The following is a 16,041-nucleotide window of genomic DNA, read 5'->3' as shown; positions in this document are numbered from 1 at the left end:
TTGCGCTCTGCGCCACCGCCAATACCCGCACCGGCATGCCGGCACCGGTCTGGCGCTGCCATTGGTGCCAGTCACCGTGTCCGGCGCTGGTGCGCCAGGGCTTTCTGCGCCACAGCCGTTGGTGGCGTGATGGTCGTTACCTCTGAACTTCGCGCACAGATTCTGCGCCTGTACCTTGCTGAGCACTGGCGTGTCGGCACAATCGCGCGTCAATTGCGGCTTCACCGTGACACAGTTCGGCGGGTATTGGCCATCTCCAGCGTGTTGCGTGCGCTACCGTCAGCACCGCCACGATTGATTGACCCGTTCGTGCCCTTCATCAAGGAAACTCTGGCCAAGTTCCCGACCTTGGCGGCCAGTCGCCTGTACGCCATGGTCCAAGAGCGTGGCTATGGCGGCGGTAGCTCGCATTTCCGCCATCTGGTGGCACCCCTGCGCGCCCGGCCGGCGGCCGAGGCCTACTTGCGACTTCGAACACTTCCCGCTGAACAAGCCCAGGTGGATTGGGCTCATATGGGCCATGTGGTGGTCGGCCGGGCCAAGCGTCCCCTGATGGCATTCGTGATGGTGCTGTCGTATTCCAGGCGCATCTTTTTGCACTTCAGCCTGAATGCCCAGATGGACAACTTCCTGCGTGGTCACGTTCTTGCGTTCGAGGCATGGGGTGGAGTTCCCCGCGTCATTCTCTCGGACAACCTCAAGAGCGCCGTGCTGGAACGACTGGGCAACGCCATTCGGTTCAACCCGGATTACCTGGCCTTTGCCGCCCATTACCGCTTCGAGCCACGCCCGGTGGCTGTGGCGCGCGGCAATGAGAAGGGCCGGGTTGAACGCTCTATCCGCTACATCCGCGACAACTTCTTTGCCGCCCGTGTCTATACGGATGTGGCCGACCTCAATGCCCAAGCCAAAGCCTGGACGGATGGGCCCGCATTTAGCAGGCCTTGGCCTGAAGGTGAGCAGCTAACCGTGCGTCAGGCCTTTGAGACAGAGTCGCCCAGCCTGATGGCCCTGCCAATGGATGCCTACCCGGTGGATGCGCGTGTTGAGGTGAAGGTCGCAAAGACACCCTACGTCCGGTTTGACCTCAATGACTATTCCATCCCGCACACCCATGTCCGACGCACTGTGACGGTGCTGGCCAATGCAGAACGGGTGCGCGTGCTCGATGGCGTCACCGTCCTGGCCGAGCATGTGCGCAGCTATGACAAGGGTGAGCAGGTTGAGATTACGGCCCATGTGGACGAGCTAATCGAGCGCAAACGCGGTGCCCGCCAGCACAGGGGAGTCAGCCAACTGACCCAGGCCATACCGGCCATGGCGGACTTCCTGGCCCGTGCTGCGACCAAAGGCCACCACCTGGCTTCCATGACGCGGGTGTTGGGCCAGATGCTGGACCATTACGGGGCGCAGGCCATGCAAGAGGCCGTGCTCGAAGCCCTGCGCCGGGATGTTCCGCATCACAACGCGGTGCGTCTGGCCCTTGAGCGTGCGCGCCAAGAACGCCGGGACAGTCCGCTGGTGGTGCCCCAGCTCTCCGAGCGTGCGAAACGCATGGACGTGACGGTCAAGCCGCACCGGCTGGACGCCTATGACGAATTGCAGGCACATGCCCAGCAGACCGACCAATCCAGCGATGGCCATTCCACAGAAACCGACGAGGACACCCAATGACGAACACCCCAACGGCAATCAGCGACATGGGCAATATGGCGCAACTTCAGGCGCGCGCCCACGCCTTGCGACTGAGCGGACTGCTGGCCCGCTGGGACCAGGTGGTCTGTGATTCGGCGCGTCTGGCTTGGGTCACCGAACTGCTGGGATGGGAAGAGACGGAACGCGACCAGCGCAGTCTGGAGCGCCGGTTGCGCTCGGCGCACATTGGCAAGTTCAAGCCACTGGCCGATTTTGAATGGGACTGGCCAACGCGCTGTGACCGCCAGGCCATCCAGGAACTCATGACCCTGTCCTTCATGACCGACGCCAGCAACGTCATGCTGGTGGGCCCCAACGGAGTGGGCAAGTCCATGCTGGCCTGCAACCTGGGCCATCAAGCCTTGATTCAGGGGCACACGGTGCTGTTCATCACCGCCGGGCAATTGCTCGGTGACCTGGCAGCGCTGGACAGTGATTCGGCACTGCGCCGTCGGCTCAAGCATTACGCGGCACCGGACTTGTTGCTGGTGGACGAGGTCGGGTACTTGTCGTACTCCAACCGACACGCCGATTTGTTGTTTGAACTCATCAGCAGGCGCTATGAGCAAAAGAGCACGGTTTTCACCACCAACCGGGCGTTCAAGGAATGGCACGAGGTGTTTCCCAATGCGGCCTGCGTGGTGTCGCTGATTGACCGGCTGGTGCACCGTTGCGAGATTGTGCCCATTGAGGGCGAGTCGTACCGACTGAAGGAAGCCATGGCGCGCGCCGAGCAAAAGGCTGCGGCGCGTGCTGCCGCGCCCCGCAAAGGGAAGAAGGTATGACGCGCCGTGGTGCAGGGGTGAAGCGCCCACCCGAGACCGGCCAAGGTACCGCCCGGTTTGCACGGCCAACGAAATGGACGCCGGCACAGGCCTCTGCGGTATTGGAGGTGCTGGACGAAATCCGAGAGTGGATTTGGCTTAGCTACGGGAGCCAGATTCAGCAGGAACTGCGTCGGGACCGCGTAGTCACAATGTCAGCCGTTCCGTCTAACCTTGGCCAGGAGGACGTGCCGTTTTAGGGTGGTTCACTGACAGCAACAGACTGCCTTTGATGATTGAATTTATGTATACTTAAAAAATGAATTCAACAATCCCAAAGCCTAATGAAAGCACTTAACGCAGAGACGACCATCGTTCGGAACCTGCGCAACGCCATAGCTCGGGGGACGCTGATGCCTGGCTCCCCACTTCTGCAAGATGAGTTGGCTTTCCGATTTAAGGTGTCAAGAGTTCCCATTCGTGATGCACTCAAAGCTCTAGAGGCTGATGGCCTCATTACGTTTTTGGCGAACCGCACGGCGATAGTGACTGTATTGACCGTCGAGGACATTGAAGAAATCTTCAACATCCGGCGGATGCTTGAGTGCGATTTGATACGCCGAGCAACGATGCTGGCTACTTCCATAGACCAAAGGGAAGTTCAGAAGATTCTGAGCCAATTGGATACAGCTACTTCGGGCACTCAGTTCGCCAAACTTGACCGTGAGTTCCATGCCGCCATGTATCAACCTGCAAAGCAACCACGTCAGCAGGTGATTGTTGACAAGATGGGGCAGCAACTCGCTCGCTTTTATGGCTCCACACTTGACTTCCGCAGCTACCACCAAGACTGCCAGGGTAGTCATCACGAAATAGCAGATGCATTTCTGCGCCGAGAGGGCGACAGGGCCGCCACCTGTCTAGACCGGCATTTGACCTTGGCAAAGCAAAAAATTCTGGCGCTCGTATCCATCAATAAGGAGTAAATCGGTGAGAAGACTATGGCAGATGACGATGATTAAGTTGGCTCGCTCGCAGCGGGTAAAAGCATGGGCACAGTCATCTCGTGCGGGAACAGCACTGGCGACTCGCTACGTAGCAGGAAGCAACGTTGTTGAAGGCGTTGCCTGTGCGACCCAACTGTTGCGAAACAAGCAAATCCGAGCCTCCCTGTTCTATCTCGGGGAGTATGTTGATACGCCGGAACTGGTTGCGCAGAATGTTGCCGCCAAGATTGCTGTAGCGACGGCTCTTGGTGACGCAGGTTTGGACGTTCATGTCTCCGTTGACCCAACTCAAATTGGACATCAGCTCAATCCCGCAATAGCGAGGCAGAACGCGTTCCGCATTGCAGAGGCCATTGCTTTAGCGAGCCGAAGTCACGCGGGGAGCCATATGCTGATGCTGGACATGGAAGACCAAGGGGTTACTGATGCAACACTGGCCCTCCACAACGATATTCGTGCAGCCGGATTGCCTGTCGCCGTCACCTTGCAGGCCTACCTGAAACGAAGCGCCAATGATATGAATTCGCTGATTTCCTCTGGTGCAACGGTACGACTGGTGAAAGGGGCTTTTGCCGCCGGAGCTGATGTTGCCTACACAACTCGGCGCGAAGTCAAGAGTAATTCGCGCAACCTTATTGACTTGATGTTTTCAAAGGATGCCAAGGCAACAGGCTTCAAACCTATCATTGCAACCCATGACGACGAGTTGCAGCACTATGCTTCGCAGCGTGCGAAAGAACAAGGCTGGGTCAAAGGGGTCGAATACGAATTCGAGATGCTTCTAGGAGTTCACAGCGAATTGGCTGAATTGCAAGCTTCCAATGGCGAACGTGTCAGGCTGTACACACCGTTCGGAAGTGACTGGTGGCCGCACGCGATGCGTCGCATAGGAGAAAACCCAGCCAATGGGATGTTGCTTGCTCGCTCACTCGTTTCCGGCTAACCGGAAAAAGCACAGCTCATCCATTCCATCGCATGAATCAGTTGCAAGCGATTCGGAACCGTCCGTCAGCAGTCGCTCACCCTGCAAGTCCAGGTTTCGGCAAATGCCGCCAGCTTTCAGACAGCTAATGGAAAAACCGCGCTCAACCGCCATATTTGCGCGCTTTTAGACCGCCGCTAACAGCAGTTGGTTCCCTGATGGCCACTTCAAATTCCCCCACCTTTGGCCAGTCAAATTCCCCCAGGCAGGACGGCTAAATTATCAGTCTTTTGGTGTGACTGCCGCTGGCCTGCGATCGTGGTAATTTCTCCCTGGTTTTCTTGGGGTTTTTATAAATGGCTGTTTGGCAAGCGCCAGCGCGTCAGGCCCAAGGCAAACACCGGGGAGCGGTGGTCAACTGTCGCACCGGTGCGCAGCACCGGCTGTCCACAGGCCCGCCCTGTGGGCAGGACAGTTGTCCACGGCGGGCGGGTTGATCACGCGGCGCTGGCACTGGCGATGCGCGAGGCAGCCTCCTTGAGCCGGTAACTCTTGCCCTCGAACGCCAGCAGGGCCGAGCGGTGCATCAGCCGGTCCAGAATGGTCGTACTCATCGTGTTGTCGCCCAGGTATTTGCCCCAATCCTCAACAATGCGGTTGGAGGTCACCACGATGGAGCGGCGCAGCTTGTAGCGCCGGTGCACCACCGTCTGCAGCAACTCGGCAGCACCGTCGGAGATGCGCCGCGCGAGAAACAGATCATCGAGCACCAGCAAAGCTGGCTCCAGCATGCCCTTGAGCAGTTTTTCCTGCTCAATCGGGCTGGCCAGGCAGTAATGCGCAAACACGCTGTCAGCCTCCACGTAACGCACGTCATAGCCCTGCAAGGTGGCCTGGTAGGCGACAGCTTTGGCGATGTGGCTCTTGCCGGTGCCGGGCTTGCCAATGAGCAGCCCATTGATCCCCTCGGTGATGAACTTCAAGGTATGCAACTCAAAGCAGGCCTGGCGTGGCACCTTGGGGTTGAAGTGCCAATCAAAGTCTGCCAGCGTCAACCGCTCATCGAGCCCGCACTGCTTGAAACGCCGCTCGGTCAAACGCGATCGCCTGCGGTCAAGTTCGTCTTGCAGCAGCATGCAGAAGGTTTCAAGGAAAGGTTGTTCGCTGGCCTGGGCTTGCAGGACACGGGTGTCCAGCGTGGCCGCCATGCCCGACAGGCGCAACTCGATGAGGGCGCGTTCAATCTCATGTTTGCCCATGGTCATTGTGATACCCCTGCTTGGTTTTGTGCTCGGTGTGGTGCCTGAGTCGCGGCCAGCGTGGCGCTTTCCCTCGGGTAGTGAGGGGGTTAAGGTAACGTCCTGCCGGGTATTGACCAAGGCGCTGCAACAGCTGGGTTTAACCAGCCATCACGCCGCGCTCAGGGTGGGGGAATTTGAGGTGGCCACAAGTGGGGGAATTTGGGTGGCCATCAGGGGGTTGAAGACAACCAGAAGATTTAGGTCAATTTCACGCAGATCCATGCATCACCCCAATATTCACAACGGTGATTATATCTATTGGATTTTCTTTATAGACTTATATCAACGGTGTCTCCATAATTCCTCCAAACAGGAGACAAAGGCATCAGCCTCAACATATGGAACTCGTCGTAAAACCTCTCAACGTGCGTCTGAATGTGGACAGCTGAAGCAATCTGCTGGACGTGCTCAGAGCCAACCAATTGCCAATTTCCTACAGCTGCATGTCAGGGCGCTGCGGTACCTGCCGTTGCCGTGTGCTGTCAGGTCAGGTGCGCAGCAGTGGACCTGAGGCCGGCAGACCACACACTGGAAAAGACGACTACGTACTGGCATGCCAATCGGTGCTGACCGACAACTGCGTGATCGAATTGCCCGAGGTCGACGAGGTTGTGCCTGCTGGCATTGGAGAGCAAGAACATGATTCGCGACCGGGTGTATGGCGTCAAGGAGACTTTGTACCACGACCCCTATTACCAGCGTCACATCGTAGGTACCCCTCGCGTGGTGTCCGTGGAGCGCAACATCTATGGCGAGCGCATCACCTCGGAGGCCAATTACACGGTTATCAGGACCAAATATGACGGGGATTCGACGGTATTCAACGTTGGCTATTACCGCGATCTGATCGTGAGAACGCCTGAAGGGTTGAAGTTTCAGTCGCGTCTTTGCGTCTACGACAGTGAAATGATCGCCAATTCCATCATCTATCCAATTTAAGGACAAACCATGGCTGAAAACTGGATGGATGCAGCAGCGCTTTCGGATGTTCCCGAGGGTGATGTTATGGCAGTGCAGGTAGCGGGCAAGGAGATTGCGTTGTACGAGGTTGACGGCGAGGTCTTCGCAACGGACAACATCTGCACCCACGGCCATGCGCGCTTGAGCGACGGCTTTCTTGAAGGCCGTGAAATCGAGTGCCCCTTGCATCAGGGGAGATTTGATGTTTGCTCCGGCCTGGCGATGTGCGCCCCCTTGACCGAGAACATCAAGACTTACGCAGTCCGTATTGAAAACATGCGCGTGATGCTGAAACTCGACTGAATTGACCCAACTTATTGAATTATTAGGAGACAAACATGAAAACTCATTCCATCGTCAAGACCATTGCATACAGCATGGCCGTGCTTAGCCTGTCCGCTGCCCATGCAGAGGTCAAAATTGGCTTTACAGCTCCCCTGTCCGGACCTGTTGCTGCTGTTGGCCAAGACCAGTACGACGGCTTCATGCTGGGCATCGAAGCCTTGGGCAAAAAGCTGGGCGGCGAAGAGGTCACGGTCGTGCGTGAAGATGACCAGCTTAAGCCTGAGTTGGGCAACCAGATTGCGCGCAAATTGATTGATCGCGACAAGGTGGACGCCATTGTGGGGCTGGGATTCTCCAACGTGCTGATGGCCAGCTTGCCGCGCATCGTGGAGTCTGGAACGGTCGCCATTGCAACCAATGCAGGTCCATCCCCGCTGGCAGGAGCCGGCTGCCTGGCCAATGTGTTTTCGATGGCCTGGCAAAACGACGGTACCGCTGAGGCCATGGGCAAGTTCGCTCAAGACAGCGGCTACAAGCGTGTCTATCTGATGGCCCCCAACTACCAGGCCGGCAAAGACTATGTTGCTGGCTTCAAGCGCTATTTCAAGGGCCAGGTCGCCGATGAGGTGTACACCCAGGTCAACCAGCCTGACTACTCCGCCGAAATCGCGCAACTGCAGGCTGCCGGACCAGATGCCGTGTTCGTGTTCTATCCGGGTGGCATGGGCGTGAACTTCGTCAAACAGTTCAGCCAGGCCGGCCTGATGAAGAAGCTCCCGCTGTTGTCTGCCTTCACCGTGGATGGCACCACCCTGCCTTCCTTGCGCGACGCGGCCGTCGGGACGATTTCGGGCGCCATGTGGGATGTGGCGCTGAAGACGCCTGGCAATACCGAGTTCATTGCCAGCTTTAACAAGAAGTACGGTCGCGTTCCCAGTCATTACGCGGCTGTAGGTTATGACACCGCAAAGCTGCTGGACATTGCCGTACGCAAGGTCAAGGGAAACACGTCCGACAAGGTGGCATTCGCAGCCGCAGTCAAGTCTGCAGGTGCCGAGTTGAAGTCGATCCGGGGTCCGTTCCGGTTCAATAGCAACAACATGCCGGTGCAGAACTACTACGCCTTCCAGACTGTCAAGGAAGGCAGTGCGGTCACCGTCAAACAGTTGAGCACACCCTTGCCCGACCATCAAGATTCCTACGTCGCGCAGTGCAAGGCTAAGTGATGTCAGCCACCTTGCTCATCGCGCAGTTGCTCAACGGCCTGCAGTACGGCGTCATGCTGTTTCTGCTGGCTGCAGGCCTGACCCTGGTGTTTGGCATCATGAGCTTCGTCAACCTGGCGCATGGTTCGATGTACATGCTGGGCGCCTATGCTGCGGCCGTGGTTGGCGTGCGAACCGACTCCTTTGCCTTGGGTGTGTTGGCTGCAGTTGTGACGGGTGGGGTCGTGGGTCTGGTTCTGGAAAAGCTTGCGGTATCCAAACTCTACCGGCGTGACCACCTTGATCATGTCTTGGCGACCTTTGGCCTGGTGCTCTTCTTCAATGAAGTGGTGCGCATGATCTGGGGTCCCCAGCCCATGTTTGTTTCACTGCCCGAGTCACTTTCCGGTACCGTCGAATTCCTGGGCTTTACCTATCCCAGCTACCGCTTCCTGATCATTGTGGTGGGTCTGCTGGTGGCCGCTGGCAGTCAGTGGCTGATTCACAAGACCCGCGTTGGGATGTTGATACGTGCCGGCTCGGTCAACCCGCAAATAGTGGCCGCCTTGGGTGTCAACATCAAGCTGCTCAACGCCATGTTGTTCGCACTGGGGTCCGCCCTGGCTGCCCTGGCCGGTGCCATGGCCGGCCCGATCCTGTCGGTGCAAAGCGGCATGGGTGAGCCCGTGCTGATCACGACGCTGGTGGTGATTGTGATTGGTGGCATTGGCTCGGTGCGTGGCGCACTGTATGCCGGCATCATTGTTGGCCTGGTCGATACGCTGGGGCGAACCTTTTTGCCCATGCTCATACGCGTCTTTGCCGATCGGGAGATCGCCAACGCCGCCGGTCCCGCCCTTGCATCCATGCTGATTTACCTGCTTATGGCGGTGATCCTGGCATGGCGTCCGCAAGGCCTGTTTCCCGCATACAAGGCCAAGTCATGAAAAACCTGATTCGACCGGCACAGCTTATACCGGTACTCCTGCTGCTGGCACTGGCCGTGCTGCCACCGATTGCCATTGGACTGGATGACAACTTCTGGGTTGCCTTCTTCGCTCGCGTCCTGGTGTACGCCATCGCAGCCAGCGCGCTGAACATTGCGCTGGGGTTCGGCGGCTTGGTCAGCCTGGGGCATGCGCTCTTCATCGGCATTGGCATGTACAGCGTTTCGCTGCCGGCCTACTATGGTGTGTCTTCTGGCTGGATTCATTTGGGTATTTGTGTGCTGGTGTGTGCGGTGGTGGGAGGGCTTACCGGACTGATCAGCCTGCGCACCTCCGGCATCGCATTCATCATGATCACGCTGGCCTTCGCGCAAATGGGCTACTTTGTCATCGTCAGTCTGAAGCAGTATGGCGGTGACGATGGCATGAGCATTGCCACCGCCAGTGACTTCCTTGGCTTGCAATTGAACACCCCGTTGTCGGTTTACTACTGTGCCTGGGGCTTGCTGGTGGCATTGACCTACTGGGTCTTGCGACTGCGGACCTCGCCTTTCGGAATGGCCTTGCGCGCGGGTCGCCAGAATGCCCGACGGGTCATGTCCGTGGGCTTGGCCTTGCAGCGCTACCAGCTTGCAGCCTACACAATTTCCGCTGTGCTGTGCGGTATGGCGGGCATGTTGCTGGCCAATCTGAATGCCTATGCATCGCCCAGCAGCATGGCCTGGACGGTGTCGGGTGAACTGATCGTCATGATCGTGTTGGGCGGGCTGGGCAGCGTCTTCGGGCCGTTCTTGGGTGCCATGGCATTTCTAGGCGTTGAAGAGCTGCTGAAAGCTGCCACCGAGCACTGGATGGCCGTGTTTGGCCTTGCCATTCTGGGTGTTGCCATGCTGGGTAAAACAGGCCTGACGGGTTGGCTGGAAAAGCTGATGAAAAAGGAGCGCAGCGTATGAAGGTACTGCTTCAAACCGATACCATCACCAAACGCTACGGCGCTATCCTGGTCACCGACAAGGTGTCACTGGATATCAAGGAAGGTGAACTTCACGCCATCATTGGCCCCAATGGTGCTGGCAAGACCACGCTGATCAACCAGCTGTCGGGTGAGCTGCGCTCGGACAGTGGGCGCATCCGCTTTGGCAATGCAGATGTGACTGACTTGGGGATCAATGCGCGCGCTCGCATGGGGCTGGTGCGGTCTTACCAGATCACCTCGGTGTTCGACGAATTCACGGTATTGGAAAACGCGACGCTGGCAGCGCTGGGTGCGCGCACCCATGCGTTCAAATTTTGGCGATCTTTGCTCGGTGACCGTGAGGCCTTGGCGGCGGCTCGGGAAGGGATAGAGGCCGCTGGGCTCAACACGCGCACTGATGCGCCGGCATCGGAGTTGGGATACGGTGAACGCCGCCAGCTGGAGTTGGCCATGGCACTTGCGGCGCGGCCAAAATTTTTGCTGCTGGACGAGCCGATGGCTGGCATGAGTGTGCAGGAGTCGGGTGCGGTGGTGGCGTTGCTCAAGTCGCTCAAGCGCAAGTACACGATATTGCTGGTCGAACATGACATGAACGCGGTGTTCGCCCTGGCAGACCGCATCAGCGTGCTGGTTTACGGTCGCCTCATGGTGACCGGAACACCTGAGGAAATTCGTGGCAATGCGGAAGTGCGTGCCATCTACCTTGGTGAAGAGGAGATCGCTTGATCATGAAGCCTTTGTTAAAAGTGACGGGATTGAAGGCGGGTTATGGCGCGGCACAGGTGCTCTTTGGTGTCGATCTATCCGTGGCCGAGGGTGAGGTGATCACCCTGCTGGGTCGCAACGGCATGGGCCGCTCGACCACCATCAAGTGCCTGTTTGGAATGTTGGATCCCAAGGCCGGTGAGATCGAGTTTGCTGGCAAACGCACAGAGTGTCTGCCATCCTACCAAATCGCCAAGCTGGGCTTGGGTTTGGTGCCAGAGGGGCGCCAGATTTTACCGAATCTGACGGTTGAAGAGAACCTGATTGCCACGACGCGCAGCAATGCCGCCAACGGTCTGAAGCACTGGAGCTTGGAGCGGGTGTATGGCTTCTTTCCCCGTCTGCAGGAGCGCCGCAGCAACATGGGCTCGCAGCTTTCGGGCGGTGAGCAACAGATGCTGGCTATTGGTCGCGCCTTGATGACAAATCCGCGTCTTGTTGTACTGGATGAGGCGACCGAGGGTCTGGCTCCGCTCATTCGTGCAGAAATCTGGCGCGCATTGGGGGAACTGAAGCTTGAGGGCCTGTCCCTGATCGTGATCGATAAAAACCTGGGTCCCTTGCTGGAGTTGGCAGATCGCCATTTTGTGCTGGAAAAAGGCGTGGTCGTCTGGTCGGGAACTTCCAGCGAACTGCGAGCTGAGCCACGCATCGTGCATGAGTACCTGGGTGTCTAAAAAAACAATCCCTGCAACTTGGCAGAGAGGAAAAATATGAACGATTCAAAGTCAAAGGCCATCAGCATCATTCGCGCCGAGCATCGCGCCTTGGCTGCGGTGATAAACAACATCAAGGCCATGCTGCTGGAGGTTCAGGCAGAGCGTATGACCATGGACTTCCGGCTGTTTTGGGCCATGGTCTATTACATTGACGCGTTTCCTGACCGCCTGCACCATCCGAAGGAAGACGACTGGCTGTTTACCCATCTAAAACAGCGCACGCATTTGGCCGACAGCCTGATCGATGCCCTGCAGAGTCAGCACCAGGCCGAGCCGGCCGCGCTGGCCGGCATGCGACGCGATCTGGGGAACTTCGAAGCTGGTGTGCCTGGCAGCATGGACGCATTGCAGGCAACGGTTGCTAACTACGCCGACTTCACATGGAAGCATCTGCGTGCGGAGGAAAACGAACTCCTGCCGCTAGCAGAAACCCATCTCTTGCCATCGGACTGGGATGCCATCGCCCATGCCTTTGCGCAAAACGCCGACCCTCTGGTGGGTTCGGCAGACCACGAGTTGTTTGACAAACTGTTTCACGACATCGTTAAACGCACACCCGCACCTTTGGGTTTGGGTGCAGCCTGATTCATTCTGGAGAAAAATATGGAAGACAACAATCGGTTTGACACCTTGGGGCGTCTGGAAGACCTGCCGCAGGCCTATCGCGACCAACTCACCCAACGCAACCTGGTTCCCCTATGGCCCAGCCTGCGTGGCGTGTTGCCGCCGAATATTCCAACGCGCAAGACACAGACCACGCATTGGCCGTATAGAGAGATTCGTGAGCTGCTGATTCAGGCCGGGGAGTTAACGCCCATTGAAAAGGCCGAGCGCCGCGTGTTGGTGCTGGCCAATCCGGGGCATGGTCTCAACAATATGCAGGCCAGCGCCGCCATGTACCTCGGCATGCAGTTACTGTTACCAGGGGAACTGGCTCCGGTGCACCGCCATACACCCAATGCGGTTCGCATGGTGGTGGAAGGCGACGGCGCATGGACTCTGGTGGGTGGAGAAAAATGCCCCATGCAGCGGGGTGACTTGATTCTGACGCCCACCGGCCTGTGGCATGAGCACGGGCATGACGGCCAAGATCCGGTGATCTGGCTGGATGTGCTGGATCTGCCCTTGGTCTACTACACAGAGACTTCCTACCATCTGGAAGGGCCCAGCCAGAGTGTCACATCCGGACAGGGCTACAAGGCCTATGCCCGTGGTGGCGTGGCTCCCACCAAGGTGTTCCAGCGCTCGGACAAGGCTTACCCCATGCTGCGCTACCCCTGGGCTGATGCCAAGGCGGCATTGCTGTCGCTGGCCGAGGAGCAATCCGGACAAGACGCCGTGCAGGTCACCTATGTGAACCCCGAGACCGGTGCGGATGCGGAAAACATTCTGGGCTTTTATGCGCTGATGTTGCGTCCAGGGGAAACGCTGCGCCTGCCAGCACGCTCGCCGGCTCAGGTGTTCCACCAGATCGAAGGCCAGACTGATGTGCAAGTGGAAGCCACCGGCTTCACCATGGTCGAGGCCGACACCTGCTGTGCGCCCGGCTATACCGCCGTGACCTTGAAAAACTGCTCCGCCACTTCGCCCGCCTTCCTGTTTGTGGCGGATGAAGCGCCACTGCATCGCAAGCTTGGCGTGTACGAGGACCGTGGCTGAGTCCCAACAATCATTCCTGCAAGTGCTCGCTTGCGTGGTACTGCAACCATCCCACTAGACACCCCTTCAATATCCTTAAAAAGTAGCACGATCATGACCCAATACCTGTTTAACCCTCCACCCGCAATGTCCGTTCCAGTCCGTGGCCTGGACGCTCGTTTTCCCATCAACCGCCTGTTCTTTGTCGGCCGCAATTACCACGCCCACGCGGTGGAAATGGGGCGTCCGGTGGACAAATCCGTGGAGCGCCCCTTTTACTTCACCAAAGCGCCACAGACCCTGACGGATTCGGGCGCAACCGTGGCCTACCCACCCGAGACTAGCAACTACCACTTCGAGATGGAATTGGTTCTGGCCATTGGTAAGGCGGGCTTTCGCGTGAGGGCGGAAGATGCCCATACGTTGATCTACGGCTACGCAGCCGGCCTGGACATGACACGCCGAGACTTGCAACTGGTGGCGCGCGACAAGGGTCGCCCCTGGGACTTGGGCAAGGATGTGGAGCAGTCGTCCGTCTGCTCGGAAATCGTGCCCATGGAAGGTATCGTGATTGAAAGTGGCGCCATCGCCCTGGAAGTCAATGGGCAGACCAAGCAGTCCTCCAATGTGGACAAGCTGATCTGGAATATCCGTGAACTCATTGCCGATCTCTCCCTGTTTTACCACCTGCAACCGGGTGATTTGATTTACACCGGCACGCCCGAAGGTGTCGGTCCGGTGGTGGTTGGTGACAAGATTACCGGTCGCGTGGAAGGTGTGGCCGAAGTGGCCCTGACGGTCGGCGCGCCCAAGTAAGCAGACGCGATGAAGCTCTACAACTTCTTTCGCAGCGGCACATCCCACCGGCTGCGGATTGCGCTCAACCTCAAGGGTCTGGGCTACGATTACGTGGCAGTGGACCTGCGCAAGAGCGAACACCAGGGTGCAGCCTTCAAGGCACTCAATCCGCAGGGCCTGGTGCCCGCGGTGGTGGATGGGGACCAAGTGCTGACGCAGTCTGTCGCCATTATCGAATGGCTAGAAGAGCGCTACCCCACGCCCGCGCTGCTGCCCGCCGATTTGAACGACCGGGCCCATGTGCGGGCGCTGGCGGCCATCGTCGGCTGCGACATCCATCCGGTCAACAACAAGCGCATTCTGGACACGCTGCGCGCCAGCTTTGGCGCAGATGATGCCGCCATCAACCAATGGTGCGGCACCTGGATCGGTGATGGTTTTGATGCTTATGAAGCCCTGCTGGCGGCCGATACCCGGCGCGCTGGTTTCAGCTTTGGCTACGGACCCAGCATCGCCGATGTGTACCTGATTCCCCAAATTGAAAGTGCGCGTCGGTTCAAGGTAGACCTGGGGCGCTGGCCATTGATCATGGAGGTGGATGCGCAGTGTGCCGCTCTGGAGGCTTTCCAGCGGGCGACACCCATGGCCCAGCCAGACGCGTCGTAAATGGCGTAGCGTCTGCCATTTCCAGAAGCACCGGCCATGCAATCCATCTTCTTCACTACCCAGGCGGACCGGATTGCATTGGCCCGGCAACGATATTTTGAGGAAGGCGAGCTGCCGTCGGGCGTTGTTAGCGATGCTGTGTTTCAGTCCTGGGCGAGATGCCTGAGACAGAAACAGGACCCGAGCGGACGCTTGGAGTTTCAGCCAGTGTCAGCCAGCCGGGCTCAGCTGGCTTTACAAAAGAACCGCTTGCTGCGCGATGCCTGGTTGGCAGAAGCCAATGAGTTGGGCGCGGTGTTGGGGGCCACGAATTGCGGTGCCATGCTGACCGACCCCAGCGGTGTACTGATTGGGGCCACCTGCTCCGGGCGCGTGCACGAAAAAATCACACCGGTGGCGCATCGCATAGGCGTCAACTTCGCAGAAGAGGCCATAGGAACGACGGCCCCCGGCATTGTGGCGCGCACCGGTAAACAGGTATATGTACAGGGGGCTGAGTACTTTTTCGAAAGTGTCAACTTCATGCACTACGCGGCTGCCCCCATTCGCGACATCCAAGGCAAGCTGGCCGGTGTGCTGGATATGTCCAGCGAAGGAATTGCCTTTAATTTTGATGCGGGATCGGTGGTTGGCCTCTACGCGTCTTCGATCGAAAACCGTTTTCTGGTGTCGCAATCAAGTGAGCACCTGATCGTGCGTTTCCAGATTTCTCCGGCCATGCTGGATACCCCGATGGCGGGTCGGCAAAGACAGCACGTGTGTCGCATCAGGCACGGGCTTCGAACTCTCGCAAATTCTGATGCTCGATATGGGGTCGCATCGGACCTCATCCGAGTTTTTCAAACATAATCCGCCATCACCGTTAGAGATCGAGATGGCCATCATGGTCGTCGAGGACAAAGTCACGCGTGCCCGTGCAGTCGCAGGGCGGCGAGCGTCTCTGTATTCGACGGATGAAATGATTCATGACATTGCCAGACTGTCGGGTTGGCCTGACGAACTGGCAGTCACCTTGAGCCTTGAACAGGTGGAGAAGCTGTTCGACCAGCTTGCGGCCCGGTCCGAAGCACGTCCATCATCACAAGTGGCTCTGCCGGACGACCCAAAATTAGCTGCAACCTTGTTGATTTTGCGAGAGTTCATGCATCACCTGAAATTTGACGATATCAAACTCAGACCAAAGCCACCACCAGAGATGGACCCAGCCAGCGATAGCCATCGGTTCATATGATTCTGGTGCATGTCCGACCGACGAGGTTTCTGTCGGTGAATCCGATGGATATTATGGAGACACCAAGGAATGGCGGTTGTCCGACAATCAAAATCATGCCATTGGGTGGCAAGAAAGCTGACACCGACAAGCGACTCTTGATGGTTGTGAGACGACGACCTC

17 protein-coding genes and 2 pseudogenes are annotated in these 16,041 nt (G+C 58.0%); 18 read left to right on the top strand and 1 reads right to left on the bottom strand.

Annotated features, from left to right (window positions below):
• Window positions 1-129 precede the first annotated feature (129 nt).
• The 4 genes from istA (at window position 130) to PNAP_RS12325 (ending at window position 4,409) form a co-directional block, all read left to right on the top strand.
• Window positions 130-1,674: an IS21 family transposase gene (gene istA / locus PNAP_RS12340; RefSeq protein ID WP_011801851.1), complete on the top strand. Its 1,545-nt coding sequence runs from the start codon at window positions 130-132 to the stop codon at window positions 1,672-1,674.
• Window positions 1,671-2,480 (top strand): IS21-like element helper ATPase IstB, encoded by an 810-nt coding sequence (gene istB, locus PNAP_RS12335; protein WP_011801850.1) that lies wholly within the window; start codon window positions 1,671-1,673, stop codon window positions 2,478-2,480. Before istA ends, istB (PNAP_RS12335) begins: the two co-directional genes overlap by 4 nt.
• Window positions 2,481-2,803: 323 nt before the next feature.
• Complete coding sequence (locus tag PNAP_RS12330) at window positions 2,804-3,445, top strand: GntR family transcriptional regulator (RefSeq protein ID WP_011801849.1); 642 nt, start codon at window positions 2,804-2,806, stop codon at window positions 3,443-3,445.
• 22 nt (window positions 3,446-3,467) lie between these two features.
• Entirely contained in the window at window positions 3,468-4,409 is a 942-nt protein-coding gene (locus PNAP_RS12325) for a proline dehydrogenase family protein (RefSeq protein ID WP_034303931.1), read from the top strand.
• A gap of 476 nt (window positions 4,410-4,885) precedes the next feature.
• On the opposite strand, the gene istB (PNAP_RS12320) is transcribed toward PNAP_RS12325, so the two are convergent.
• A complete protein-coding gene (gene istB / locus PNAP_RS12320) occupies window positions 4,886-5,653 on the bottom strand; it encodes an IS21-like element helper ATPase IstB (protein WP_011801847.1) in 768 nt (255 codons plus the stop codon).
• Between the two features lie 431 nt (window positions 5,654-6,084).
• On the opposite strand from istB (PNAP_RS12320), the pseudogene PNAP_RS28255 reads away from it, so the two are divergent.
• The 14 genes and pseudogenes from PNAP_RS28255 to PNAP_RS12255 form a co-directional block, all read left to right on the top strand.
• Window positions 6,085-6,303: pseudogene (locus PNAP_RS28255) on the top strand (2Fe-2S iron-sulfur cluster binding domain-containing protein); the annotation flags it as partial.
• Window positions 6,296-6,628 (top strand): annotated as a pseudogene (nagH, locus tag PNAP_RS25660) (dalicylate 5-hydroxylase small oxygenase NagH); the annotation flags it as partial. The pseudogenes PNAP_RS28255 and nagH, both read left to right, overlap by 8 nt.
• Before the next feature lie 9 nt (window positions 6,629-6,637).
• Window positions 6,638-6,952 carry a naphthalene 1,2-dioxygenase/salicylate 5-hydroxylase systems ferredoxin NagAb gene (gene nagAb, locus PNAP_RS12310; RefSeq protein ID WP_011801845.1) on the top strand — a complete coding sequence of 105 codons (315 nt, stop codon included), beginning with the start codon at window positions 6,638-6,640 and terminating at the stop codon, window positions 6,950-6,952.
• Between the two features lie 35 nt (window positions 6,953-6,987).
• Window positions 6,988-8,160 (top strand): ABC transporter substrate-binding protein, encoded by a 1,173-nt coding sequence (locus PNAP_RS12305; protein WP_011801844.1) that lies wholly within the window; start codon window positions 6,988-6,990, stop codon window positions 8,158-8,160.
• Window positions 8,160-9,086: a branched-chain amino acid ABC transporter permease gene (locus PNAP_RS12300; protein WP_011801843.1), complete on the top strand. Its 927-nt coding sequence runs from the start codon at window positions 8,160-8,162 to the stop codon at window positions 9,084-9,086. The genes PNAP_RS12305 and PNAP_RS12300 overlap by 1 nt, the downstream gene beginning before the upstream one ends.
• A complete protein-coding gene (locus PNAP_RS12295; RefSeq protein ID WP_011801842.1) occupies window positions 9,083-10,039 on the top strand; it encodes a branched-chain amino acid ABC transporter permease in 957 nt (318 codons plus the stop codon). Before PNAP_RS12300 ends, PNAP_RS12295 begins: the two co-directional genes overlap by 4 nt.
• A complete protein-coding gene (locus PNAP_RS12290; RefSeq protein ID WP_011801841.1) occupies window positions 10,036-10,788 on the top strand; it encodes an ABC transporter ATP-binding protein in 753 nt (250 codons plus the stop codon). Before PNAP_RS12295 ends, PNAP_RS12290 begins: the two co-directional genes overlap by 4 nt.
• Before the next feature lie 2 nt (window positions 10,789-10,790).
• Window positions 10,791-11,504, top strand: a complete 714-nt coding sequence (locus tag PNAP_RS12285; RefSeq protein ID WP_011801840.1) for an ABC transporter ATP-binding protein — start codon at window positions 10,791-10,793, stop codon at window positions 11,502-11,504.
• A 36-nt stretch (window positions 11,505-11,540) separates the two neighbouring features.
• Window positions 11,541-12,131: a hemerythrin domain-containing protein gene (locus tag PNAP_RS12280; protein ID WP_011801839.1), complete on the top strand. Its 591-nt coding sequence runs from the start codon at window positions 11,541-11,543 to the stop codon at window positions 12,129-12,131.
• Between the two features lie 18 nt (window positions 12,132-12,149).
• Entirely contained in the window at window positions 12,150-13,205 is a 1,056-nt protein-coding gene (locus tag PNAP_RS12275; protein WP_011801838.1) for a cupin domain-containing protein, read from the top strand.
• A 93-nt stretch (window positions 13,206-13,298) separates the two neighbouring features.
• On the top strand, window positions 13,299-14,000 hold the full coding sequence (locus tag PNAP_RS12270; protein ID WP_011801837.1) for a fumarylacetoacetate hydrolase family protein: 702 nt from the start codon (window positions 13,299-13,301) through the stop codon (window positions 13,998-14,000).
• 9 nt (window positions 14,001-14,009) lie between these two features.
• Window positions 14,010-14,648 (top strand): maleylacetoacetate isomerase, encoded by a 639-nt coding sequence (gene maiA, locus PNAP_RS12265; RefSeq protein ID WP_011801836.1) that lies wholly within the window; start codon window positions 14,010-14,012, stop codon window positions 14,646-14,648.
• A gap of 36 nt (window positions 14,649-14,684) precedes the next feature.
• The gene (locus tag PNAP_RS27905) at window positions 14,685-15,497 is read left to right on the top strand and encodes a GAF domain-containing protein (RefSeq protein ID WP_049763678.1); all 813 of its coding nucleotides are present in this window, start codon (window positions 14,685-14,687) and stop codon (window positions 15,495-15,497) included.
• Window positions 15,448-15,879: a hypothetical protein gene (locus PNAP_RS12255; protein ID WP_332261682.1), complete on the top strand. Its 432-nt coding sequence runs from the start codon at window positions 15,448-15,450 to the stop codon at window positions 15,877-15,879. Before PNAP_RS27905 ends, PNAP_RS12255 begins: the two co-directional genes overlap by 50 nt.
• Window positions 15,880-16,041: the final 162 nt, after the last annotated feature.

The organism is Polaromonas naphthalenivorans CJ2 (assembly GCF_000015505.1).
Lineage (GTDB): Bacteria > Pseudomonadota > Gammaproteobacteria > Burkholderiales > Burkholderiaceae_C > Polaromonas > Polaromonas naphthalenivorans.
Note: the sequence above shows the minus strand (reverse complement) of the source record. Positions and strands in the feature narration are given on the sequence as shown.